Origin of the sequence: Streptococcus ilei (assembly GCF_000479335.1) — a bacterium.
GTDB classification, from domain to species: Bacteria; Bacillota; Bacilli; order Lactobacillales; family Streptococcaceae; genus Streptococcus; species Streptococcus ilei.
Genome location: NC_022584.1, coordinates 930,433 through 954,250, shown reverse-complemented (window position 1 = coordinate 954,250; position 23,818 = coordinate 930,433). Strand labels below are relative to the sequence as shown.

Annotated in this window: 19 protein-coding genes; 17 read left to right on the top strand and 2 right to left on the bottom strand. The window is 42.6% G+C overall.

The genetic code is table 11. The features are described from left to right. Together N596_RS04575 and N596_RS04570 are read left to right on the top strand one after the other, a co-directional pair. A complete protein-coding gene (locus tag N596_RS04575; RefSeq protein ID WP_023027125.1) occupies positions 1–354 on the top strand; it encodes an arsenate reductase family protein in 354 nt (117 codons plus the stop codon). A 229-nt stretch (positions 355–583) separates the two neighbouring features. Then, positions 584–2,125 (top strand): ABC-F family ATP-binding cassette domain-containing protein, encoded by a 1,542-nt coding sequence (locus N596_RS04570; protein WP_023027124.1) that lies wholly within the window; start codon positions 584–586, stop codon positions 2,123–2,125. Between the two features lie 183 nt (positions 2,126–2,308). Here the strand turns inward: N596_RS04570 and N596_RS04565 are convergent, their stop codons facing one another. Further along, a complete protein-coding gene (locus tag N596_RS04565; RefSeq protein ID WP_023027123.1) occupies positions 2,309–3,133 on the bottom strand; it encodes a peptidylprolyl isomerase in 825 nt (274 codons plus the stop codon). A 547-nt stretch (positions 3,134–3,680) separates the two neighbouring features. Between N596_RS04565 and N596_RS04560 the strand changes: the two genes are divergently transcribed. The 7 genes from N596_RS04560 (at position 3,681) to N596_RS04530 (ending at position 12,059) form a co-directional block, all read left to right on the top strand. Then, positions 3,681–4,673 (top strand): ABC transporter ATP-binding protein, encoded by a 993-nt coding sequence (locus N596_RS04560; protein ID WP_023027122.1) that lies wholly within the window; start codon positions 3,681–3,683, stop codon positions 4,671–4,673. 1 nt (position 4,674) lies between these two features. Further along, a complete protein-coding gene (locus tag N596_RS04555; RefSeq protein ID WP_023027121.1) occupies positions 4,675–5,493 on the top strand; it encodes an ABC transporter permease in 819 nt (272 codons plus the stop codon). Position 5,494: 1 nt separating this feature from the next. After that, complete coding sequence (locus tag N596_RS04550) at positions 5,495–6,280, top strand: ABC transporter permease (protein ID WP_023027120.1); 786 nt, start codon at positions 5,495–5,497, stop codon at positions 6,278–6,280. A gap of 199 nt (positions 6,281–6,479) precedes the next feature. Beyond that, positions 6,480–6,737 (top strand): hypothetical protein, encoded by a 258-nt coding sequence (locus N596_RS04545; protein ID WP_023027119.1) that lies wholly within the window; start codon positions 6,480–6,482, stop codon positions 6,735–6,737. A 53-nt stretch (positions 6,738–6,790) separates the two neighbouring features. Then, positions 6,791–9,142 (top strand): DNA translocase FtsK, encoded by a 2,352-nt coding sequence (locus tag N596_RS04540; protein ID WP_023027118.1) that lies wholly within the window; start codon positions 6,791–6,793, stop codon positions 9,140–9,142. A 100-nt stretch (positions 9,143–9,242) separates the two neighbouring features. Continuing rightward, on the top strand, positions 9,243–9,629 hold the full coding sequence (gloA2, locus tag N596_RS04535; protein WP_023027117.1) for an SMU1112c/YaeR family gloxylase I-like metalloprotein: 387 nt from the start codon (positions 9,243–9,245) through the stop codon (positions 9,627–9,629). Between the two features lie 84 nt (positions 9,630–9,713). Further along, positions 9,714–12,059 carry an HAD-IC family P-type ATPase gene (locus N596_RS04530; RefSeq protein WP_023027116.1) on the top strand — a complete coding sequence of 782 codons (2,346 nt, stop codon included), beginning with the start codon at positions 9,714–9,716 and terminating at the stop codon, positions 12,057–12,059. Between the two features lie 56 nt (positions 12,060–12,115). On the opposite strand, the gene N596_RS04525 is transcribed toward N596_RS04530, so the two are convergent. Beyond that, positions 12,116–12,460: a DUF3397 family protein gene (locus N596_RS04525; RefSeq protein ID WP_023027115.1), complete on the bottom strand. Its 345-nt coding sequence runs from the start codon at positions 12,458–12,460 to the stop codon at positions 12,116–12,118. 160 nt (positions 12,461–12,620) lie between these two features. On the opposite strand from N596_RS04525, the gene rplK reads away from it, so the two are divergent. The 8 genes from rplK to N596_RS04485 all read left to right on the top strand — a co-directional run bounded on the left by rplK (position 12,621) and on the right by N596_RS04485 (position 23,791). Further along, positions 12,621–13,046: a 50S ribosomal protein L11 gene (gene rplK / locus N596_RS04520; RefSeq protein WP_006595850.1), complete on the top strand. Its 426-nt coding sequence runs from the start codon at positions 12,621–12,623 to the stop codon at positions 13,044–13,046. 97 nt (positions 13,047–13,143) lie between these two features. Then, a complete protein-coding gene (gene rplA / locus N596_RS04515; RefSeq protein ID WP_006595851.1) occupies positions 13,144–13,833 on the top strand; it encodes a 50S ribosomal protein L1 in 690 nt (229 codons plus the stop codon). Positions 13,834–13,989: 156 nt separating this feature from the next. Then, positions 13,990–19,755, top strand: a complete 5,766-nt coding sequence (locus N596_RS09675; RefSeq protein ID WP_023027114.1) for an accessory Sec-dependent serine-rich glycoprotein adhesin — start codon at positions 13,990–13,992, stop codon at positions 19,753–19,755. 451 nt (positions 19,756–20,206) lie between these two features. Further along, positions 20,207–20,938 carry a UMP kinase gene (pyrH, locus tag N596_RS04505; protein ID WP_006595852.1) on the top strand — a complete coding sequence of 244 codons (732 nt, stop codon included), beginning with the start codon at positions 20,207–20,209 and terminating at the stop codon, positions 20,936–20,938. An 18-nt stretch (positions 20,939–20,956) separates the two neighbouring features. Next, positions 20,957–21,514 (top strand): ribosome recycling factor, encoded by a 558-nt coding sequence (gene frr / locus N596_RS04500; protein ID WP_023023992.1) that lies wholly within the window; start codon positions 20,957–20,959, stop codon positions 21,512–21,514. Positions 21,515–21,620: 106 nt separating this feature from the next. After that, positions 21,621–22,475 carry an RNA-binding virulence regulatory protein CvfB gene (gene cvfB / locus N596_RS04495; protein WP_023023990.1) on the top strand — a complete coding sequence of 285 codons (855 nt, stop codon included), beginning with the start codon at positions 21,621–21,623 and terminating at the stop codon, positions 22,473–22,475. 10 nt (positions 22,476–22,485) lie between these two features. Then, positions 22,486–22,701, top strand: a complete 216-nt coding sequence (locus tag N596_RS04490) for a YozE family protein (protein ID WP_023023987.1) — start codon at positions 22,486–22,488, stop codon at positions 22,699–22,701. A 91-nt stretch (positions 22,702–22,792) separates the two neighbouring features. Next, positions 22,793–23,791 (top strand): PhoH family protein, encoded by a 999-nt coding sequence (locus tag N596_RS04485; RefSeq protein ID WP_023027113.1) that lies wholly within the window; start codon positions 22,793–22,795, stop codon positions 23,789–23,791. The last annotated feature ends 27 nt before the right edge of the window (positions 23,792–23,818 follow it).

Below are 23,818 nucleotides of genomic sequence, written 5' to 3'. Positions count from 1 at the left end.
ATGTTATCATTTATTGAATACCCAAAATGTTCGACTTGCCGCAAGGCGAAATCGGAGTTAACGAGTTTAGGTTGTGAGTTTGATAGCCAAGATATCGTGGTAGATACCCCGACCAGTGAGCAATTGCAAACCTGGATGACGGAATCTTCCCTACCAATTAAATCATTCTTTAATACGAGTGGGATGAAGTATCGGGAATTGGGCTTGAAAGACAAGGTGGCCCAACTGACAGTGAAAGAAGCGGCAGATCTTTTAGCTAGTGATGGCATGCTGATCAAACGCCCACTATTAGTGAAGGATGGGAAAATTGTTCAAGTGGGCTATCGGAAACCATACTCGGACTTAGGTTTGTAAGAGATTCTGGGCAAAAATTGTCCAGCTTTCGATGTTTAATAGGCGTAACTGTATAACGCAGTGGTTGATTGGTATCTTCGTTCGCTTTTTAAGCTCCAAAGATGACCTAATCAACTGTGCGGGGGTGGGAAAACGAACTCTTTTTAACCAGTTAGAGTTCTTTCCCACTCCCATTTTGCTGTGAAGATGATATAATCATACGAGTGAAATCAATGAAAGAGAGTCAATCATGAGTATTTTAGAGGTAAAAAATTTAAGCCACGGCTTTGGAGACCGGGCTATTTTTGAGGATGTGTCCTTCCGTTTGTTAAAGGGAGAGCATATCGGATTAGTCGGAGCCAATGGTGAAGGGAAATCTACCTTCATGAGCATCGTGACAGGGAAGATGTTGCCTGACGAAGGAAAGGTTGAGTGGTCTAAGTATGTGACAGCTGGTTATCTGGACCAGCACGCTGTCTTGAAAGAAGGGCAAACTGTGCGCGACGTTTTACGGACAGCCTTCGACGAACTCTTTAAAGCAGAGGCTCGCATCAATGACCTCTATATGGAAATGGCTGAAGATGGAGCGGATATGGATGCCCTCATGGAAGAGGTCGGAGAGCTCCAGGGTCGATTAGAGAGTCGGGATTTCTATACCTTGGATGCTAAGATTGATGAGGTGGCACGGGCTCTTGGCGTTATGGATTTTGGGATGGAGACGGATGTCACAGCCCTTTCAGGTGGCCAACGGACCAAGGTTCTCTTGGCGAAACTCCTTCTTGAAAAACCAGATATCCTTCTCTTGGACGAGCCAACCAACTACTTGGATGCAGAGCACATCGATTGGCTTAAACGCTACTTGCAGAATTATGAAAATGCCTTTGTCCTCATTTCCCACGATATTCCTTTCTTGAATGATGTGATCAACATCGTCTACCATGTAGAAAATCAACAATTGACCCGCTATTCTGGAGACTATTACCAATTCCTCGAAGTCTATGAAATGAAGAAATCACAATTGGAAGCGGCTTATGAGCGCCAGCAAAAAGAGATTGCTGACCTCAAAGATTTCGTAGCCCGAAATAAGGCGCGAGTGGCAACGCGGAATATGGCCATGTCTCGTCAGAAGAAGCTGGACAAGATGGAACTGATTGAATTGCAAAGTGAGAAACCAAAGCCTTCCTTTGAATTTAAAAATGCCCGTACCCCAGGACGTTTTATCTTCCAGGCTAAGGATCTCCAGATTGGCTATGATCGTCCTTTGACTAAGCCTTTGAACTTGACCTTCGAGCGCAATCAAAAGGTAGCCATTATCGGAGCCAACGGAATCGGGAAAACCACTCTCTTGAAGAGCTTGCTAGGGATTATTCCACCAATTGCTGGTGAAGTCGAGCGCGGGGATTATCTTGAGCTTGGCTACTTCGAGCAAGAGGTCGAAGGGGGCAATCGTCAGACACCGGTAGAGGCAGTCTGGAATGCCTTTCCGGCTCTCAATCAAGCAGAAGTTCGTGCAGCTCTTGCCCGCTGTGGTTTGACTACCAAGCATATCGAGAGCCAAATTCAGGTACTATCCGGTGGGGAGCAAGCCAAGGTACGCTTCTGTCTCTTGATGAACCGTGAAAACAATGTCTTGGTACTAGACGAGCCGACCAACCACTTGGATGTGGATGCCAAAGAAGAGTTGAAACGGGCTCTTAAAGAGTACAAGGGATCTATCCTGATGGTTTGTCACGAGCCAGATTTCTATGAAGGCTGGATGGACCAGATCTGGGACTTTAATGAATTGACTTAAACATAAAAGGGAGTGGGACAGAACGAATTTTGACTAAAAATCGTTCGTTGTCCCACCCCCGCAAGGCTGATTAGGTCATCTTTGGAGTTTAAAAGGCGAACAAAGATGCCAATCAGCTACTGCGTCTTGCAGTTATAACTATCATATATAAAAGGCTGGACACTTTATGCCCAGCCTCTTTTGTTATTTTTTAAAGTTGTAGTCTTTAACGACTTCCATTTTTTCAATTTTGACATCTTCTTTTGGTTTGTCTTTGTCGTCTGTTTCAACTTCGGCAATTTTGTCAACTACATCCATGCCGTCGATGACTTGTCCAAAGACGGTGTAGTTGCCACCATCAAGAGTAGGGTTTCCTCCGTTTTTATAGGCTTCGATGATTTTAGCTGGGAATCGGTCTGTTGGAAGCTTGCTGGAGATATCTGCCTTATTTTGGTTGATGTAGAATTGGCTACCATTTGTATTTGGACCTGAATTGGCCATGGCTAGAGCTCCACGAAGGTTGTAAAGATATGGAGAATACTCATTCTCAAAACCAGTACCTGAATCTTTAGATTTATCTTTGCCCTTCCAGATGGATTCCCCACCCGTACCATCACCTTTAGGGTCTCCTGTTTGGATCATAAAGTTGTTAATGACACGGTGGAAGAGGAGGCCGTCATAATAACCTTCCTTAGCGTGGGTTAAGAAATTCTCAACGGCTAAAGGGGCGTATTTAGGAAAGAGTTTGACTGTAATGTCTCCTTGGCTCGTAGTGATTTTCACGACCGCTTCATCTTCAGCAACTTCATTTGAGAGCTGAGGAAAGACTGCATTTTCATTGGTCATGGCATCGTTAAAATCTTTGCGCAGTTGTTCTAATTTCTTTTGTTCGCTAGCATCTTGACTAGAAGTAGTCGTTTGCTTAGTTTCTGAAGTCGAGCTAGAGGATGTTTTTGTATCTGATTGATGAGAGCCACATCCTGCCAAAGCTAAACCGGAAAATACAAGTAGGGCAATTATTTTTTTCATATTAATCCTTTCAACACATTAGTCTATCCTCTATTGTACCTTAATTTTTCATTTGATTCAAATCTAGTCATAGGAGGGGCCTATATTCAACTTGCGGGCCTATGGAAAATAAGGTATGATGGAAAGGTATTTCTTTGTTCTGTTAACATTATCCTGTCAATTTAAGAAAACACACTATTTAAAAATTTTGGAAAAGAAATATTCCCCTTAATTATTTATCGTATCATTTAACTATGAGGGGGTTCAAAACGAAGACAAACATCATTTTTTGGGTTTGTCTTTTTATCTATTCAAAAATCTGAATTTGAAATCTATGTTCTAAGGGCTTTGTCTTCAATCTGAGTCTGTCTTTTTTTGTTTATTCAAGTATCAATACTATTTTCTCTTTTGCGAGAAAAAATCTTGGTTTCCTTTTTTAATTGCTTTATAATAGAGTCATACTGCGGCCTTCTGCTGTGATAAAGAAGGCAGATTTTAGGAGATGAGAAATTGGCTTTTTGTGTTTAAAAAACGCGATTTGTTGATTTCTTACTAAAGGGAGATTGATATGGCAATGATAGAAGTGGAACATCTTCAGAAAAATTTTGTGAAGACAGTCAAGGAACCAGGGCTGAAGGGAGCGTTGCGTTCCTTTATTCATCCTGAAAAGCAGACCTTTGAAGCGGTCAAGGATTTGACCTTAGAGGTGCCCAAGGGGCAGATTCTAGGTTTTATCGGGGCAAATGGTGCTGGGAAGTCGACCACCATTAAAATGCTGACAGGGATTTTAAAACCGACATCTGGTTTTTGTCGGATTAATGGCAAGATTCCACAGGATAATCGCCAGGATTATGTCAAGGATATTGGAGTAGTCTTCGGACAACGAACTCAGCTATGGTGGGATTTGGCCCTGCAAGAGACTTACACGGTTTTGAAGGAGATTTACGATGTCCCAGACTCGCTCTTTCACAAGCGCATGGATTTTTTGAATGAAGTCTTGGATTTGAAGGAATTTATTAAGGATCCTGTGCGGACTCTTTCATTGGGTCAACGGATGCGGGCGGATATTGCGGCTTCCTTGCTCCACAATCCCAAGGTTCTCTTTTTAGATGAGCCAACTATTGGTTTGGATGTGTCGGTCAAGGATAACATTCGTCGGGCTATCACCCAGATCAATCAAGAGGAAGAAACAACCATTCTCTTGACCACTCACGACCTGAGTGATATTGAGCAACTCTGTGATCGGATTTTTATGATTGATAAGGGGCAAGAGATTTTTGATGGAACGGTGAGTCAGCTCAAGGAAACCTTCGGCAAGATGAAGACTCTTTCCTTCGATCTGATGCCAGGTCAAAGTCATTTAGTCTCTCACTATGAAGGCTTGCCTGATATGTCCATTGATAGACAAGGAAATAATCTGACTATTGAATTTGATAGTTCCCGCTACCAGTCAGCTGATATTATCAAGCAAACCTTATCTGATTTTGAAGTCCGTGATTTGAAGATGGTAGATACGGATATTGAAGATATTATCCGTCGCTTCTATCGAAAGGAGCTCTAAGATGGTCAAATTGTGGCGACGTTATAAACCCTTTATCAATGCAGGGATTCAGGAGTTGATTACCTATCGAGTCAACTTTCTTCTTTATCGGATTGGCAATGTCATGGGTGCTTTTGTGGAATTTTATCTCTGGAAGGCTGTCTTTGATTCCTCGCAAGAGTCTTTGATTCAGGGTTTCAGTATGGCAGATATCACCCTCTACATCATCATGAGTTTTTTGACTAATCTTCTGACTAGGTCGGATTCTTCCTTTATGATTGGTGAGGAGGTCAAGGATGGTTCCATTATCATGCGTTTGTTGAGACCAGTGCATTTTGCAGCTTCTTACCTCTTTACGGAACTCGGATCCAAGTGGTTGATTTTTATCTCTGTTGGACTGCCATTTTTAAGTGTCATCGTATTGATGAAAATTTTATCTAGGCAAGGGGTTGTAGAAGTGCTAGGATTAACCATCCTTTATCTCTTTAGCTTAATCCTAGCCTACCTGATCAACTTTTTCTTTAATATCTGCTTTGGATTTTCAGCCTTTGTGTTTAAAAATTTATGGGGCTCTAATCTGCTTAAGAATTCTCTGATTGACTTTATGTCTGGGAGTTTGATTCCCTTGACCTTCTTTCCTAAAATCGTTTCAGATATTCTGTCCTTTTTGCCTTTTTCATCCTTGATTTACACTCCGGTTATGATTATTGTTGGAAAGTACGATGCTAGTCAGATTTTTCAAGCACTCGTTTTGCAGTTTTTCTGGCTCTTAGTGATGGTGGGCTTGTCTCAGTTGATTTGGAAACGAGTCCAGTCATTTATCACCATTCAGGGAGGTTAATATGAAAAAATATCAACGCATGCATCTGATTTTTATCAGACAATACATCAAGCAAATCATGGAGTACAAGGTCGATTTTGTGGTTGGTGTTTTAGGTGTTTTCCTGACTCAAGGCTTGAACCTCTTGTTTCTCAATGTACTCTTTCAACACATTCCATCGCTAGAAGGATGGACCTTTCAAGAAATTGCCTTTATTTATGGTTTTTCCTTGATTCCCAAGGGATTGGACCACCTCTTTTTTGACAATCTCTGGGCTCTGGGACAACGTTTAGTGCGAAAAGGAGAGTTTGACAAGTACCTGACTCGCCCCATCAATCCTCTCTTCCATATTCTGGTTGAGACCTTTCAGATTGATGCCTTGGGCGAACTCTTGGTCGGTTGCATTCTATTGGGAACAACAGTATCAAGCATTACTTGGACTCTTCCAAAATTCCTACTTTTTCTAGTCTGTATTCCTTTTGCGACCTTGATTTATACTTCCTTGAAAATCGCGACAGCCAGTATTGCTTTTTGGACCAAGCAGTCAGGCGCCATGATTTACATTTTCTATATGTTCAATGATTTTGCCAAGTATCCTATTTCCATTTACAATTCGCTCCTTCGTTGGTTGATCAGTTTTATCGTGCCATTTGCCTTTGCGGCTTACTATCCTGCTAGCTATTTCTTGCAAGGCAAGAATGGGCTCTTTAATATCGGTGGTTTGATGTTGATTTCCCTTGTTTTCTTTGGCATTTCCCTCAAACTCTGGGACAGGGGATTGGATGCCTACGAAAGTGCGGGATCCTAAGAGGAAGAATCTCAAAGCCTTGTCTTAGGACAGGCTTTTTTAATGGTGATGAAAATTTCTTGATAATAAAATTCTGACCACATAGTTTGTCGAGTCTACCTCATAAGCAAAACTGATTGTTTGGGCTTTTTTTTCGGATATAGTAGTCATTGTCAAAGGGGGTGAAGCTTCCTAGCAAAATAGAAAACGAGGGAGTATCATGAAAAAAGCCATTCTCAAAAAGAAGGGGGTCGCGGGCTTGTCCAAGATGAAAGCAGCTGATTTGAACCAAGCTTTGGCTGATCACTTTACAGAAGAAGAGCTAGCACAAGAGTTCACGGTTCGGGGCTATCAGTTGACGGAGAAAGGAAAGCAAGCGCTGAAAGACTATCAAGCTATCATTGGCCGTCTTCCAAAGAAAAATCTATCATCAACAGTGCCTGAGAGGTACTGTTTTTGTTGTTTATTTCGCACATGAGAGAAAAGGATTTTACTAGAGAACTAGCTTAGAAATATGGTATAATAAAGGTTATGGCAAACAATAATCAATCAAAAAAAACACGGTCGACGAGACGACTGTCTAAAGCAGAAATAGAAAGAAAAAAAGCAATTCGCCGAATGATCATGACGATTGTCTTAACTCTCGTCTTCATTTTCGCCTTTTTACGATTAGGAGCCTTAGGCTTAGTGACTTACAACCTTATCCGGCTCTTGGTAGGTAGTCTGGCTTATGTGGCAATGACAGCTGTTATTTTCTACCTCTTCTTTTTCAAATGGATTGAGAAGCATGAGGGAACCTTGTCGGGCTTTTTAAGTCTTTTTGCAGGCTTACTACTCATGTATCAAGCTTACTTTGTCTCCCTTTTGAAACTGGAAGGTTCTTCAGTGGGACCAACCTTATCACGTATCTTAGGAGACCTCGTGCATCTTCGTGTCTCTTCTTTTGCAGGAGGAGGTTTGCTTGGTGCAATCTTGTACACGCCGGTTGCTTTCTTGCTCTCTAACATTGGGACTTACTTTATCGGAGGACTCTTGATCCTATTAGGGCTTCTCTTGATGAGTTCTTATTCGGTTTATGACGTGTATGAGCAAGCTGTCGCAGCTTTTCACTCCTTTATGGAAAAACGGGAAGTTCGTCGCCAGGAGCGCTTTGCTGAGCGTGAAGAGAAGAAGGCTCTTCAAGCAGAAGCAGAGGAGGCTGCCCGCATCGAGCAACTTGCAGAAGCTAGTCCCATGAGCACGGAAGGCTATCCTGTAGATCTTGAGACAGGTGAAGTTATTGAACCTGAGTTCGAAGCAGAAGTGCCTGCTGAGGAGGCCTACCCTCAGATCTATCTACCAAATGAAGAAGAAGGCTATTCGGAAGACTGGCCAGAAGACGATCCAGAGGAGATGGAAGAACTTACTGAGGAGGATATGGATGAAGAAGTCACTGTGGATTTCACGCCTAAGGAACTCCTTCAGTACAAACTTCCAACCATTGATCTCTTCGCACCTGACAAGCCTAAAAATCAATCCAAAGAGAAAAATATCGTTCGTCAGAATATCCGCATTCTGGAAGAAACCTTTGCAAGCTTTAACATCAAGGCGACAGTGGAGCGGGCGGAAATTGGTCCATCTGTTACCAAGTATGAAGTCAAACCGGCTGTCGGTGTGCGGGTCAACCGCATCTCCAACCTCGCAGATGATTTGGCCTTGGCCCTAGCAGCCAAGGATGTGCGGATCGAAGCACCGATTCCAGGGAAGTCTCTGGTCGGGATTGAAGTTCCCAACTCAGAGATTGCGACAGTTTCCTTCCGTGAATTGTGGGAGCAATCCAAGACAGACCCAGCTAAACTCCTTGAGATTCCACTTGGGAAGGCTGTAGATGGTTCAGCTCGGACCTTTGATTTGGCCCGGATGCCCCATCTCTTGGTAGCGGGTTCTACCGGATCTGGTAAGTCGGTTGCGGTCAATGGGATCATTTCGAGTATTTTGATGAAGGCCCGTCCGGACGAAGTCAAATTTATGATGGTCGATCCAAAGATGGTGGAACTTTCTGTTTACAATGATATTCCTCACCTCTTGATTCCAGTTGTGACCAACCCACGCAAGGCCAGTCGAGCCCTACAAAAGGTTGTTGATGAGATGGAAAATCGCTATGAGCTCTTCTCGAAAGTGGGTGCTCGGAATATTGCTGGTTTTAATGCCAAGGTTGCTGAGTACAATACCCAGTCAGAGATGAAGCAAGTACCCCTCCCATTGATTGTGGTCATTGTCGACGAGTTGGCAGACTTGATGATGGTTGCAAGTAAAGAAGTGGAAGATGCTATTATTCGTCTTGGACAGAAGGCGCGTGCAGCAGGGATCCACATGATCCTTGCGACCCAACGGCCATCGGTTGATGTTATTTCAGGTTTGATCAAGGCCAATGTGCCTTCCCGTGTCGCTTTTGCGGTATCATCTGGGACTGACTCACGGACCATCTTGGATGAAAATGGGGCAGAGAAATTGCTCGGTCGTGGAGACATGCTCTTTAAACCGATCGATGAAAATCATCCGATTCGTCTGCAAGGATCCTTTATCTCAGATGACGATGTCGAGCGGATTGTGAACTTTGTCAAGGAACAAGCAGAAGCGGATTATGATGATGCCTTTGATCCAGGCGAAGTATCCGAGTCGGACTTTGACGGAGGCATGGGCGGCTCTGACGAGGGTGATCCACTCTTTGAAGAGGCTAAGGCTCTTGTGATTGAAACTCAAAAAGCCAGTGCGTCAATGATCCAACGTCGCTTATCGGTCGGCTTTAACCGGGCAACTCGCCTCATGGAAGACTTGGAAGCAGCAGGTGTCATCGGACCAGCTGAAGGAACCAAGCCAAGAAAGGTCTTGCAGACCAATTAATCTTTCTTTAAATGAAGAAGGAATGAGATAGTTGACAATAGCAAAAGCCTGCCTGTACAAGGGGCAGGTTTTGTTTACGAAAAAAAGAAAAGGAGAGCAGATGCAGCTCGATACTATTCACCATATTGCCATTATTGGACACGATTATGATAAAACCAGAGAATTTTATGTCGACAAATTAGGCTTTGAACCTTTAGACGAACACCATCGGCCTGAAAAGCAGGATATTCTCTTTAATATTCGAAAGGGAAATCTGACCTTGGAAATATTTATCAAACCAGATGCTCCAAAGAGACCCTTTCTCCCTCATCCAGAGCATACCGGTCTCCGTCATCTGGCTTTTCGAGTAGAAGACGTTCAAGCCTGTCTAGCAGAGTTTGATCAATTAGGAATCCCTCATACAGAGCTACGGGTGGATGATTTTGATGGGCGCAAAATGGCCTTCTTCTTTGATCCAGATGGCTTGCCTCTTGAACTTCACGAATAGGTCTACAGAATCTTCGTTCTCTAGTCTGAAGCAAGAAGATATTCTTTTTGCTAAACTAGATACAGAAAAAAGAAAGAAGAAAATATGGAAGAGAAGCGCTATAGCGGGCTAACGAATGAGCAAGTCCAAAGCCGAATCAGAGAAGGCAAACAAAATCGAGTAACCATTACGGCAGAAAAGTCGACGAGAGAGATTGTTTATTCAAATGTCTTCACTTATTTCAACCTAGTCTTTGGTATTTTAGCTATTTTATTGATACTAGTACGGTCTTGGAACAATATGTTATTTGTTCCTATTGTCGTCGTTAACTCCTTGATCGGGATTGTTCAAGAATTGCGGTCCCGTCGGATTTTGAATAAGATGCGTCTCCTTCAAGTGGAGAAAGCTCGAGTGATTCGTGAAGGAGAACGGTTAGACCTTCCTGTTCATCAGGTGGTAGAGGGAGATGTCGTCTTGTTCCAAGCGGGGGATCAGATCTATGCGGATGCCAAGATTCTAGATGGCTCGATCATGGTCGATGAGTCTCAATTGACAGGAGAAGCAGATGAAATCCCTAAAGCTGAGCATCAGACACTCATGTCAGGAAGTTTTGTTATTTCAGGCCAGGCAGTTGCGGTCTTGGAACAAGTAGGCGATGCGTCTTATATTAATCAGCTGAGTCTCTCTGCAAAAAAAGTCAAGGGACACGAAGAATCCGAAATGGTTCATGCAGTGGACGGTCTTGTCCGAATGATCGGAATGATTCTCATCCCGATTGGCTTACTGTTGTTCTTGCAGAGCTATCTAGGAAATCACGAAACCCTCAAAGTTAGCATCACCTCTATGGTCGGTGCCATCATTGGGATGATTCCAGAAGGTCTCTACCTCTTAATGACTCTGGCCTTGGTGCTTGGGGCAACCCGTTTAGCCCTTCAAAAGGTCCTACTCAACAGTATGAAGGGGATTGAAACCCTATCCCGTATCGACGTCCTCTGTCTAGATAAGACGGGAACCATTACCGAACACAGGATGCAAGTGAGTGAGCTTCTACCCTTGGTGCTAGAGGAAAAAGAAGGCAAAGAAATATTAAGTCACTATCTCCAAGCAAGTGAAGATCAGAATGATACCATCTCGGCCATTCGGCAGTATCACTCTGTCCAACCCGCCCAAGTATGGCCCGTTCAAGACCGCCTACCTTTTTCATCTAAGAAGAAATTTGGGGGCCTTCAGTTCCAACAAGGGATTTACCTATTAGGGGCACCAGATGTTTTGCTGAGAGATGATCTCGATGCTTACCAAGAAGTGTGGCAGCGAGAGATTGAACGAGGGGCGCGTGTTCTCATTTTTGGGCAATACCAGGGGGAACAGTTGACGGAAGTATTAGAAGCTCCAGTCCTCCCTCTTCTAGCCCTGGTCTTGGAGAATCCTGTACGAACGACTGCTCCTGAAACCTTTGCTTATTTCCAAAAACAAGGGGTGACCATCAAGGTTATTTCAGGGGATCATCCTGTGACAGTTGCTGCCGTAGCTCAGAAAGCAGGCATTCCAGATGCGGATCAAGTCGTAGATGCGAGTCAGCTCAGGACGCGTGAGGAGGTAGTAGAGGCGGTACGAATCTACACAGTCTTTGGACGAGTTAGTCCAGAACAAAAACAAATCCTCGTAGAGAGCTTGCAAGCGGATGGCCATAAGGTTGGGATGACAGGGGATGGGGTCAATGATATCCTCGCTATGAAAAAAGCAGATTGTAGTATTGCCATGAATACGGGGCATGATGCGACCAAAAAGGTAGCTCAGGTTGTGCTTTTAGATTCAGACTTCTCACACATGCCGTCGATTGTGGATGAAGGTCGCCGAGTGGTTAACAATATTCAGCGTTCGGCCAGTCTCTTTTTGGTCAAGAATATCTTTTCAATTTTGTTGGCTATACTGGCTATTCTCTTTAGTTTCACTTATCCCATTCAGGCTTCTCAAATGTCCTTGATCAGTGGATTTACCATTGGAATCCCCGGTTTCTTACTAGCCTTGGAGAAGAATCGTGCCCGGATAGAAGGAGACTTTGTTGAGACTGTGATAGAGCAAGCTCTTCCGGCTGCCTTGACCAATCTCATTTCAGTCCTTTTCCTTGTGGTTCTGGGTCCTTTCCTTGGATTAAGTCAGGGAGAGATTTCGACCATCTCCATCTACTTGCTGGCTTTGATTGGATTTACAAAAGTATACCAACTCAGTCTTCCCTTTAATCATGTGAAATTGGGAATCATTCTTCTTAATGTGGCAGGTTTTTCTTTATCGGTCTTTGTTTTTTCTTCCATTTTCAATCTCAGTCGTCTTCATTTTACTGGTTGGATCTTGACCCTTGTCTTAGGGTTGGTCATGGAAGGAGTCTTATGGTTGATGAATCGTCTTGTCTATAGCTTGGTGACCCATCGGCATAAGTCTAGAATAAAATAAAAAAAAAACAGTATGAACTATGATTTTAGTTCATACCGTTTTTTTATTGTTATATTTCAGATGAAGAGACTGATTGTCATAATGAGGTAAAGGAAAAAGGTAATGAGGAAGCCTGCTCGCCAAAAGTACTTAAAAAACTTTGGATAGTAAAAACTGCGTCTCTTTTTCAAAAAATAAGTGGTTAAGCCAATAGCTAGAAGAGACAAGGCCAATAATAATTGAGGCAACAAATTATGGTAGTAAGCCGCATCTGAAATTAAATAGTACTCTAGCGCGAACAGAGGAAAAGCCAGGTCGGCAAAATTCCAGCCATAACGGCGCAGTTTAAAGACTCGAATAATAATCCCACTGAGAATGAGGGTCAAAAAAATAAATACAAGGGAAGCAACTTTTATTAACATACCTCCATTTTATCACAAAAGAAAAAAAAGTGTGATGAAAATGAAATTTTTTCTTGCATTCGGAAGAAAATAGTGTATAATAGAAAGGTATGCGCAGAGCATACTTGTGGGAGGTAAAAATCTGTAATTACCGCCAAAACCACAAAGGAGGATTTAAGAAATGGCTAAAAAAGTCGAAAAACTTGTAAAATTGCAAATCCCTGCTGGTAAAGCTACTCCAGCTCCACCGGTTGGACCAGCACTTGGTCAAGCAGGTATCAACATCATGGGATTCACTAAAGAGTTTAACGCTCGTACAGCTGACCAAGCTGGTATGATTATCCCAGTTGTGATCACTGTTTATGAAGATAAATCATTTGATTTCGTTACAAAAACACCACCAGCTGCTGTTCTTTTGAAAAAAGCTGCAGGTGTTGAAAAAGGATCAGGTACACCTAACAAAACGAAAGTTGCAACAGTTACTCGTGCACAAGTACAAGAAATTGCTGAAACTAAGATGCCAGATTTGAACGCTGCAAACATTGAGTCTGCAATGCGTATGATCGAAGGTACTGCTCGTTCTATGGGATTCACTGTTACTGACTAATTGTAACAATCCTATTTGCCCGCAATACACTTGATCATGAGACGAGTGACGTGGGAGATGAAAATCGATATGACCACATTACAAGGAGAAAGATAAAATGGCTAAAAAAAGCAAACAACTTCGTGCTGCACTTGAAAAAATTGACAGCACAAAAGCATACAGCGTAGAAGAAGCTGTAGCTCTTGCAAAAGAAACTAACTTTGCAAAATTTGACGCAACTGTAGAAGTTGCATACAACTTGAACATCGACGTGAAAAAAGCTGACCAACAAATCCGTGGTGCAATGGTATTGCCAAACGGAACTGGTAAAACAGCTCGCGTTCTTGTATTTGCACGTGGTGCAAAAGCTGAAGAAGCAAAAGCTGCTGGTGCAGACTTCGTAGGTGAAGATGACCTTGTTGCGAAAATCAACGATGGTTGGTTGGACTTCGACGTAGTTATCGCTACACCTGACATGATGGCTCTTGTTGGACGTCTTGGACGTGTCCTTGGACCACGTAACTTGATGCCAAACCCTAAGACTGGTACTGTAACAATGGATGTTGCTAAAGCAGTTGAAGAGTCTAAAGGTGGTAAAATCACTTACCGTGCAGACCGTGCAGGTATCGTTCAAGCGATCATCGGTAAAGTGTCATTTGACGCTGATAAATTGGTTGAAAACTTCAAAGCTTTCAACGATGTTATTCAAAAAGCAAAACCAGCTACAGCTAAAGGTACTTACGTAACTAGCTTGACTTTGACTACAACTCAAGGTCCTGGTATCAAAGTGGATGTTAACTCACTTTAATTAGAAATGAAAGCTACCTTCGGGTAGCTTTTTTTATTTGTTTGAATGATTTTAGAAGCTTCCACCTTGATGATGAATACGAAAAATATTAAAACGCTTGCATAAGTACAGGAAAAAGGTATAATATAGGTGAAAATAAAAATTAAGGAGAATCAAATGATTTTTAAACGTTCAAACGGAGAATTCCGTGAAACTGATCGAGTGACTCGTTTCAAGTTGATCAAGTCAGGTAAGAACTGGTTGCGTGCAGCTACTTCAAACTTTGGTTTGCTCAAAGTGATTCGTGGTCAAGTCGAAGAGACAGTTGTAGCTGAGGTGCGTGAAGATGCTGTTTCTGCTAAGAGCCGTCACTTGGTAAAAGGGATCTTAGTGGCAGCGGCAGTTCTAAGTGCTACTACAGTTGCAAATACTACCTTTGCGGATGAAGTAGGAAACGAAGTAGTTTCTTCCTCTACGGCAGTGAGTGCTCCATCCACTTCACCTGAAGCTGCCCCATTAACTGAAGAAGGCTCTAAAGAAGTCTCAGCCCCTCAAAATGAAACTGCTACAGAAACACAACCTTCAGCAGTAAGTTCATCTGAAGTGGTCGAACGTGCTGTAGCATCGGATGATAAAGCTATTTTGGAACAAAATGCTTCTGAGGCTGCATTATTGAATCAGATAGCAGAAAAATATGCTTCCAATCATCAAAATGCAGAACAGAAAGCTGCTATCAAAGAGGCTGTTGCTAAAGTTCAATCAGAATTGCCAGCAAAAGAAGCTTCGACCAATTCTGGTGAGAATGCTCCATCATATGCTGAGCAACGATCACGCTTGAACAAGTCAGTAGATGACATGATGGAAACCTTGAAGGCGGCAGGTTTCAATGGAAACACAACCGTTAATGGTGCACCTGCAATTTCTGCTCAGTTGGCACCAATCTCAACATCTACTTCTGGTAGTGTAGCTACTAACCCAGTTATTTCAGATGCTAATGGTGCAACGATTGAAGATGCAGCCTTCAACAAAGCAGGCTATGCATTAGATCCAAACGCTGATCGTTTCACTTTCGGTGTATGGCAATTCCTTAAAACCAACCACGCTACTGGAGCTAAAACAAACTTTGATTATTATGCTACTCTTGCAGTAGATCGTTCAGCTATCACTGGTAGCCTTTCAACTAATCCAGATGTTTACTTGCGTATTGTGAAGAAATCTGATGGATCAGAAGTTTACACTCGTACCCTCAAAGCTGGAGAAAGCAATATCTCCCTTCCAAGCTACATCACCAACAACAACTCTGATGTAACTAATACTTTGACATACGCAGCTGCTAACGGAACTAATCCAGGTAACGTAACCTTCTCATTGGTGAATGCGAACCTTGAGTATGAAACACTTCAAATTCGTGATACCAACTACCCAGGTAACGAAGGTGAAGATAAACAAAACGTTCAAACCTCTGTTCCTTATGCTAAAGCTGATCAAACAACTTACTATAGAGTTGTTGACAGTAGCAAGTACACAGAAGGACAACCATACAAACCAACTGGAAATGAAACAGTTCTTGCAAGCTATACTCAAACAGGTCTTGCAGGGCAACAATTCACAGCTTCAAACAATCGCGAGATTGCTGGTTACAAACAAGTAGCAGCAACAACTGACTCAACTCAAAAAACATCTGGTATCCTTGGTAAAGGTGTTGTTGGACAAAAACTTGTCGAACTTCAAGGTGGAGCCAACCACTACTACGTGAAACGTATTTCTGAAATCGTTGATACTGATGGCTCAACTGTAACGAAATTCTACGCCCTTGATCCATCTCAAGTGAACAATTTTGCTACATCAGATATTGGTACTGAAGATGTATCGAAATATACACTCATCTACACAAGTAAAGTTAACAAAGCTGCTGAAGAGTGGAAGGCTGATGAGACAAAAGTTACAAAAGTAAACAGCAAAAATGGCGACTACTATATTGAAGTCAGCGAAACTGCTGGAAGTAAATCCCTCATTATCAGTGGTTGGTCGTCTACTACTGAGACAGATACTTATAAACAAATGGATGGAACTCTACACACTTATCCACGTCCATTCAAAGGTGCTCCAAGCACATCATTGACACCTGCGGGTGCTGGTAACAACAGTTACAATGTCATTGCTGGTAAAGTTCCAGTGATTCAAGCAGACGGATCTGTAGCAGATGATCCTACAGCTCCAAACGGAAAAGTATACTCTAATTTGAAGGGGTACGCATCATTCTCTAACAACTACTCAATTCCAACAGCGATTAAACCTTCAACTGATGTGAACTATTACTTTGTCAAGTCTGATGTTAAAGGAAATGTCTTCGTTCACTATAAAGATACTGAAGGAACAACCCTTAAAAATTCTGTAACTGACGAAGATCAACAGCCAATTAACAAACACTATGACACAGTCGTAGACAACCGCCCACAAACAATAGAAAAAGATGGCAAGACCTATGAATTGGTACCAGCAGGCAACTACACAGTTGGTGAAGTAGATGACCAAGGTCACTTGAAGTCTTCAGATCCTACAACTGGAGAAGTTGCTGAACAAGATAAGAATGTCACCTACATCTACAAATTGAAAGAAGAGCCTAAGGGTAACGTCTATGTTCACTATGTAGATACAGAAGGCAAGACCATCAAGTCAGATGTTACTGACGAAAAAGCTCAACCAGTGGATAAAGACTACGATACAGTGGTAGACAACCGCCCACAAGAGATTGAATTCGAAGGTAAGACTTATAAATTGGTACCAGCAGGTAACTACACTGTCGGTGAAGTAGATGATCAAGGTCACCTCAAGTCAACAGACCCTACAACAGGTAAAGTGATCGAAGGCGATAAGAACGTCACCTATGTATACAAAGTGAAAGAAGAACCTAAGGGTAACGTCTATGTTCACTATGTGGATACAGAAGGCAAGACCATCAAGGAAGATGTAACTGACGAAAAAGCTCAACCAGTAGACAAAGACTACGACACAGTTGTAGACAACCGTCCACAAGAGATTGAATTCGAAGGTAAGACTTATGAATTGGTTCCAGCAGGTAACTACACAGTAGGTGAAGTTGATAAAGAAGGTCACTTGAAGTCAACAGACCCAACAACTGGTAAAGTCATCGAAGGTGATAAGAATGTCACTTATGTATACAAACTGAAGGAAACACCAGCTGAGCCTAAGGGTAACGTTTATGTTCACTATGTGGATACAGAAGGCAAGACCACAGAAGGTAAGACCATCAAGTCAGATGTGACGGATGAAGAGGCTCAAACAGTGGGCAAGGACTACGACACAGTTGTAGATAACCGCCCACAAGAGATTGAATTCGAAGGCAAGACCTATGAATTGGTACCAGCAGGTAACTACACAGTTGGTGAAGTAGATGATCAAGGTCACCTTAAGTCTACTGATCCTACCACAGGTAAAGTTATCGAAGGAGATAAGAACGTTACCTACGTATACAAACTGAAGGAAACCCCAGCTGAGCCGAAGAAGGGTGAAGTCGTCATCACTTATGTAGACGAAAATGGTAAGGAAATCGAAAAACCTCGTCAAGATACACCAAACTCACCGTATGACACACCATATAACACTACTGAGGAAGGTGAAAAACCGAATACTATCAAGACACCAGATGGTAAGACCTATAAGATCGTACCAAAAGGTGACTACCCAGTAGGTAAAGTTGACGAAGATGGACACTTGGAATCATCTGATCCAGTTAAAGGTAAAGTTGACAAACCAAAATCAACCATCACTTACGTCTATAAAGAAGTGAAGGGTAACGTCTATGTTCACTATGTGGATACAGAAGGTAAGACCATCAAGTCAGATGTGACGGATGAAGAGGCTCAAACAGTGGGCAAGGACTACGACACAGTTGTAGATAACCGCCCACAAGAGATTGAATTCGAAGGCAAGACCTATGAATTGGTACCAGCAGGTAACTACACAGTTGGTGAAGTAGATGATCAAGGTCACCTTAAGTCTACTGATCCTACCACAGGTAAAGTTATCGAAGGAGATAAGAACGTTACCTACGTATACAAACTGAAGGAAACCCCAGCTGAGCCGAAGAAGGGTGAAGTCGTCATCACTTATGTAGACGAAAATGGTAAGGAAATCGAAAAACCTCGTCAAGATACACCAAACTCACCGTATGACACACCATATAACACTACTGAGGAAGGTGAAAAACCGAATACTATCAAGACACCAGATGGTAAGACCTATAAGATCGTACCAAAAGGTGACTACCCAGTAGGTAAAGTTGACGAAGATGGACACTTGGAATCATCTGATCCAGTTAAAGGTAAAGTTGACAAACCAAAATCAACCATCACTTACGTCTATAAAGAAGTGAAGGGTAACGTCTATGTTCACTATGTGGATACAGAAGGTAAGACCATCAAGTCAGATGTGACGGATGAAGAGGCTCAAACAGTGGGCAAGGACTACGACACAGTTGTAGATAACCGCCCACAAGAGATTGAATTCGAAGGCAAGACCTATGAATTGGTACCAGCAGGTAACTACACAGTTGGTGAAGTAGATGATCAAGGTCACCTTAAGTCTACTGATCCTACCACAGGTAAAGTTATCGAAGGAGATAAGAACGTTACCTACGTATACAAACTGAAGGAAACCCCAGCTGAGCCGAAGAAGGGTGAAGTCGTCATCACTTATGTAGACGAAAATGGTAAGGAAATCGAAAAACCTCGTCAAGATACACCAAACTCACCGTATGACACACCATATAACACTACTGAGGAAGGTGAAAAACCGAATACTATCAAGACACCAGATGGTAAGACCTATAAGATCGTACCAAAAGGTGACTACCCAGTAGGTAAAGTTGACGAAGATGGACACTTGGAATCATCTGATCCAGTTAAAGGTAAAGTTGACAAACCAAAATCAACCATCACTTACGTCTATAAAGAAGTGAAGGGTAACGTCTATGTTCACTATGTGGATACAGAAGGTAAGACCATCAAGTCAGATGTGACGGATGAAGAAGCTCAACCAGTGGACAAAGACTACGACACAGTTGTAGATAACCGCCCACAAGAGATCGAATTCGAAGGCAAGACCTATGAATTAGTTCCAGCAGGTAACTACACAGTAGGTGAAGTGGATGACCAAGGTCACCTTAAGTCTACTGACCCAACAACAGGTAAAGTTATCGAAGGCAATAAGAATGTAACTTATGTATACAAACTTAAAGAAACTCCAGACAAGCCTGTAGAACCAACTCCAGACAAGCCTGTAGAGCCAACTCCAGACAAACCTGTAGAACCAACTCCAGATAAGCCTGTAGAGCCAACTCCAGACAAACCTGTAGAACCAACTCCAGATAAGCCTGTAGAGCCAACTCCAGACAAACCTGTAGAACCAACTCCAGATAAGCCTGTAGAACCAACTCCAGACAAGCCTGTAGAACCAACTCCAGACAAACCTGTAGAACCAACTCCAGACAAACCTGTAGAACCAACTCCAGACAAGCCTGTAGAACCAACTCCAGACAAACCTGTAGAACCAACTCCAGATAAGCCTGTAGAACCAACTCCAGATAAGCCTGTAGAACCAACTCCAGACAAACCTGTAGAGCCAACTCCAGACAAGCCAGTGAATCCAACACCAGATAAGCCTGTAGATCCAACACCAGATAAACCAGTGAATCCAACACCAGATAAACCAGTGGACCCAACACCAGGTAAACCAGTGGACCCAACACCAGGTAAACCAGTGAATCCAACACCAGGTAAACCAGTGGACCCAACATCAGGTAAAGGACAACTTCCAAATACTGGTGAAACTACATCTGTAGGATCAACTGTACTCGGACTAGTTGCAGGCCTTGTAGGATTCGTGGCATTTGGTCGTCGAAAAAAAGAAGACGAAAAATAATTCTTCTTTCTTTGGTGAAAGATTGATTTTGCTGAATTCCAAATAGCAAGGTCTACTCGATGACTAGAAAAGGTTTTATGGCCTTGAAAAAGGGGATGATGCATCCCCTTTTTTAGACCAGTCAATCACTTTAGTTATCACAATGAGATTTTTATAATAGGAGCCTCAAGTTCTAAACAGGTTAAAAGCTACAACCTGTTTGTTTCAAGAGGCTCTTTTTGATAGGCAAGAAAGTTATACAACTTCATTAATTTGGAATGTGGAAAGGAAGTTCTACTTTTGGGGGAATCACCTATTCATACGAGCTGGCATACTCAGAAATGGTCAATAGAAAAGTATGAGGTAAAATAATCGATTTTAAGACGACAAGATAGAATTTTTTTGATAGATATCACTATATAAAAAACGCTTTTTGTGGTAAAATAATACAGATCATAAAAGGAGTGACAAAATGGTAGAACCTAAGTATAAACGTATTTTAATTAAGTTATCAGGTGAAGCGTTAGCCGGTGAACGGGGTGTCGGAATTGATATCAAAACGGTTCAAAAGATGGCCCTTGAAATCAAAGAAGTTCATGACCTTGGAATTGAAATTGCTCTCGTCATTGGTGGAGGCAACCTCTGGCGTGGAGAACCTGCGGCGGAAGCAGGTATGGATCGCGTTCAAGCAGATTACACTGGAATGCTTGGAACAGTTATGAACGCCTTGGTGATGGCAGATTCTCTTCAACAAGTTGGAGTAGATACGCGTGTTCAAACAGCGATTGCTATGCAACAAGTTGCTGAGCCTTATATCCGTGGCCGTGCCCTTCGTCACTTAGAAAAAGAGCGCATCGTCATTTTTGGAGCGGGAATTGGTTCTCCATACTTCTCAACAGATACAACGGCTGCTCTTCGTGCCGCTGAAATTGAAGCCGACGCAATCTTAATGGCCAAGAATGGTGTCGACGGCGTTTATAATGCTGATCCAAAGAAAGATAAGACAGCTGTGAAGTTTGAGGAGTTGACTCACCGCGATGTGATTAATAAAGGTCTTCGCATTATGGATTCGACAGCATCAACCATCTCAATGGACAATGATATTGACTTGGTAGTCTTTAACATGAATGAGCCAGGTAACATCAAACGTGTTGTCTTTGGAGAAAATATCGGTACCACCGTTTCAAATAATGTAGAAAAATAAGGAAGTTAGAGGAATAAAATGGCAAATCCAATCGTAGAAAAAGCAAAAGAAAGAATGACTCAGTCTCACCAAAGTTTGGGACGTGAATTTGGAAGTATCCGGGCAGGCCGTGCAAATGCAAGTCTCTTGGATCGTATCTATGTTCAATATTACGGAGTTGATACACCATTGAATCAAATTGCATCTATCACGATTCCAGAAGCTCGTGTGATGTTGATTACACCTTTTGACAAATCTTCATTAAAAGACATCGAGCATGCTTTGAATGCTTCTGATCTTGGTATTACTCCGGCTAACGATGGATCTGTTATCCGCTTGGTCATCCCAGCTTTGACAGAAGAAACACGTCGTGACTTGGCCAAAGAAGTAAAAAAAGTTGGTGAAAATGCTAAGGTAGCCATCCGTAACATCCGTCGTGATGCTATGGATGAAGCTAAGAAACAAGAAAAAGCAAAAGAAATTACTGAAGATGAATTGAAGGGTCTCGAAAAAGAAATCCAAAAAGTAACGGATGATGCTGTGAAACATATCGATGAAATGACAGCACACAAAGAAAAAGAATTGCTTGAAGTCTAAACATTTCCAGCAGTTTACAGAGGAAATGAACTCAGTTGGCACTGCTGGCTGGGTTTTATTTCCATTAAAGGGCTATTGATTATCATTAGCCAGAAAGAAGGAAGAAATGAATACCAATCTCGCACATGATATCGTGGGCCTTGTTACGGATGAAAATGACCGCTTTTACTTTGTCCAAAAGGATGGGCAGACCTATGCCTTAGATAAGGCTGAAGGAGAGCATGCTCTTGGAGAATCCGTCAAAGGCTTTGCCTATACTGATATGAAGCAACGTTTGCGTTTGACCACTCTAGAAGTCACAGCACGTCAGGACCAATTTGGCTGGGGGACAGTGACAGAAGTTCGTAAGGACCTGGGTGTTTTTGTCGATACGGGCTTACCAGACAAGGAGATCGTCGTCTCTCTTGATATCCTGCCAGAAATCAAGGATCTGTGGCCGAAAAAAGGTGATAAACTCTTTGTTCGTCTGGAAGTCGATAAAAAAGACCGGATCTGGGGTGTCTTGGCTTACCAAGAAGACTTCCAACGGATTGCCCGTCCAGCCTACAATAACATGCAGAACCAAAACTGGCCGGCTATCGTCTATCGCTTAAAGCTTTCAGGGACTTTTGTTTATCTACCTGAGAACAATATGCTGGGCTTTATCCATCCAAGTGAGCGCTATGCTGAACCTCGTTTGGGACAAGTCCTAGATGCTCGGGTTATTGGTTTCCGAGAGGTGGATCGGACCTTGAACTTGTCACTAAAGCCACGCTCGTTTGAAATGCTGGAAAATGATGCACAGATGATTTTGGCATATTTAGAAAGCAATGGAGGCTTTATGACCTTGAATGATAAGTCTTCCCCAGAAGAAATTAAGGCAATCTTTGGCATTTCCAAGGGGCAGTTCAAAAAAGCTCTGGGAGGCTTGATGAAAGCAGGGAAAATTACACAGGATGCCTTTGGTACAGAATTAAAATAAAGGGAGTTCTATGCGAAAATCATTTTATACTTGGCTGATGACAGAGCGCAATCCCAAAAGCAATGCTCCCAAGGCCCTTCTGGCAGATCTGGCCTTTCATGAGACAGCCTTTCCAAAGCATACAGATGATTTTGATGAGGTGAGTCGCTTTCTGGAAGAGCATGCCAGTTTCTCCTTTAATTTAGGAGATTTTGATGCAATTTGGGAAGAATACCTAGGTCATTAAGCACAAGAAAAACAAAGTGGGCCGGGGATGGTCAATTCTCGGTCTCTTTGTTATAATAGAGAAAACTTACAGAAATAGAGAGGTTCTTTATTTGAAAGAACATTCAATTGATATTCAATTAAGTCATCCAGATGATCTCTTCCATTTATTTGGATCCAATGAACGTCACTTGCGCTTGATGGAGCAAGAGTTGGATGTGGTGATCCATGCCCGAACAGAAATTGTCCAGGTCATCGGTCAAGAAGAAGATTGTGAAAAAGCTAGACAAGTTATTGAGGCTTTGCTAATCTTGGTGAATCGTGGCATGACTATCGGGACGCCGGATGTCGTAACAGCTATTCAAATGGTTCGTAATGATGAGTTGGATAAGTTTGTTGCCTTGTATGAAGAAGAAATCATCAAGGATAGCTACGGCAAGCCCATTCGGGTCAAAACACTGGGTCAAAAGATTTATGTGGATAGTGTCAAGCACCATGATGTCACCTTCGGGATTGGACCAGCGGGGACTGGTAAGACCTTTCTAGCGGTGACCTTGGCAGTGACCGCCCTCAAGCGTGGTCAAGTCAAGCGGATCATTTTGACACGTCCAGCTGTAGAAGCAGGAGAAAGCCTTGGTTTCCTTCCAGGGGATCTCAAGGAAAAGGTAGACCCTTATCTACGTCCAGTTTATGATGCCCTCTACCAAATCTTGGGCAAGGACCAGACCACTCGGATGATGGAACGGGAGATTATTGAGATTGCTCCTTTAGCTTATATGCGGGGTCGGACCTTGGATGATGCTTTCGTCATTCTCGATGAAGCGCAAAATACAACCATCATGCAGATGAAGATGTTCTTGACCCGTCTTGGTTTTAACTCCAAGATGATTGTCAATGGAGACACCAGCCAGATTGACCTACCTCGAAATGTCAAATCCGGCTTGATTGATGCCCAGGAGAAATTAAAAAATATTTCTCAGATCGACTTTGTGCATTTCTCTGCTAAGGATGTTGTTCGCCATCCTGTTGTAGCAGAAATCATTCGGGCCTACGAGCCAATCCCAAATCCAGTGTTCAAAGAAAAACTGGATGTGGAAGAAGAAGCAGAATAAAAAGGCAAAGATCTTGTGATCTTTGCC

Excerpts from the sequence above, each read along its gene's own strand:
- N596_RS04575 (WP_023027125.1), top strand. The coding sequence starts at position 1 with ATGTTATCATTTATTGAATACCCAAAATGTTCGACTTGCCGCAAGGCG.
- N596_RS04570 (WP_023027124.1), top strand. The coding sequence starts at position 584 with ATGAGTATTTTAGAGGTAAAAAATTTAAGCCACGGCTTTGGAGACCGG.
- N596_RS04565 (WP_023027123.1), bottom strand. The coding sequence starts at position 3,133 with ATGAAAAAAATAATTGCCCTACTTGTATTTTCCGGTTTAGCTTTGGCA.
- N596_RS04560 (WP_023027122.1), top strand. The coding sequence starts at position 3,681 with ATGGCAATGATAGAAGTGGAACATCTTCAGAAAAATTTTGTGAAGACA.
- N596_RS04555 (WP_023027121.1), top strand. The coding sequence starts at position 4,675 with ATGGTCAAATTGTGGCGACGTTATAAACCCTTTATCAATGCAGGGATT.
- N596_RS04550 (WP_023027120.1), top strand. The coding sequence starts at position 5,495 with ATGAAAAAATATCAACGCATGCATCTGATTTTTATCAGACAATACATC.
- N596_RS04545 (WP_023027119.1), top strand. The coding sequence starts at position 6,480 with ATGAAAAAAGCCATTCTCAAAAAGAAGGGGGTCGCGGGCTTGTCCAAG.
- N596_RS04540 (WP_023027118.1), top strand. The coding sequence starts at position 6,791 with ATGGCAAACAATAATCAATCAAAAAAAACACGGTCGACGAGACGACTG.
- gloA2 (WP_023027117.1), top strand. The coding sequence starts at position 9,243 with ATGCAGCTCGATACTATTCACCATATTGCCATTATTGGACACGATTAT.
- N596_RS04530 (WP_023027116.1), top strand. The coding sequence starts at position 9,714 with ATGGAAGAGAAGCGCTATAGCGGGCTAACGAATGAGCAAGTCCAAAGC.
- N596_RS04525 (WP_023027115.1), bottom strand. The coding sequence starts at position 12,460 with ATGTTAATAAAAGTTGCTTCCCTTGTATTTATTTTTTTGACCCTCATT.
- rplK (WP_006595850.1), top strand. The coding sequence starts at position 12,621 with ATGGCTAAAAAAGTCGAAAAACTTGTAAAATTGCAAATCCCTGCTGGT.
- rplA (WP_006595851.1), top strand. The coding sequence starts at position 13,144 with ATGGCTAAAAAAAGCAAACAACTTCGTGCTGCACTTGAAAAAATTGAC.
- N596_RS09675 (WP_023027114.1), top strand. The coding sequence starts at position 13,990 with ATGATTTTTAAACGTTCAAACGGAGAATTCCGTGAAACTGATCGAGTG.
- pyrH (WP_006595852.1), top strand. The coding sequence starts at position 20,207 with ATGGTAGAACCTAAGTATAAACGTATTTTAATTAAGTTATCAGGTGAA.
- frr (WP_023023992.1), top strand. The coding sequence starts at position 20,957 with ATGGCAAATCCAATCGTAGAAAAAGCAAAAGAAAGAATGACTCAGTCT.
- cvfB (WP_023023990.1), top strand. The coding sequence starts at position 21,621 with ATGAATACCAATCTCGCACATGATATCGTGGGCCTTGTTACGGATGAA.
- N596_RS04490 (WP_023023987.1), top strand. The coding sequence starts at position 22,486 with ATGCGAAAATCATTTTATACTTGGCTGATGACAGAGCGCAATCCCAAA.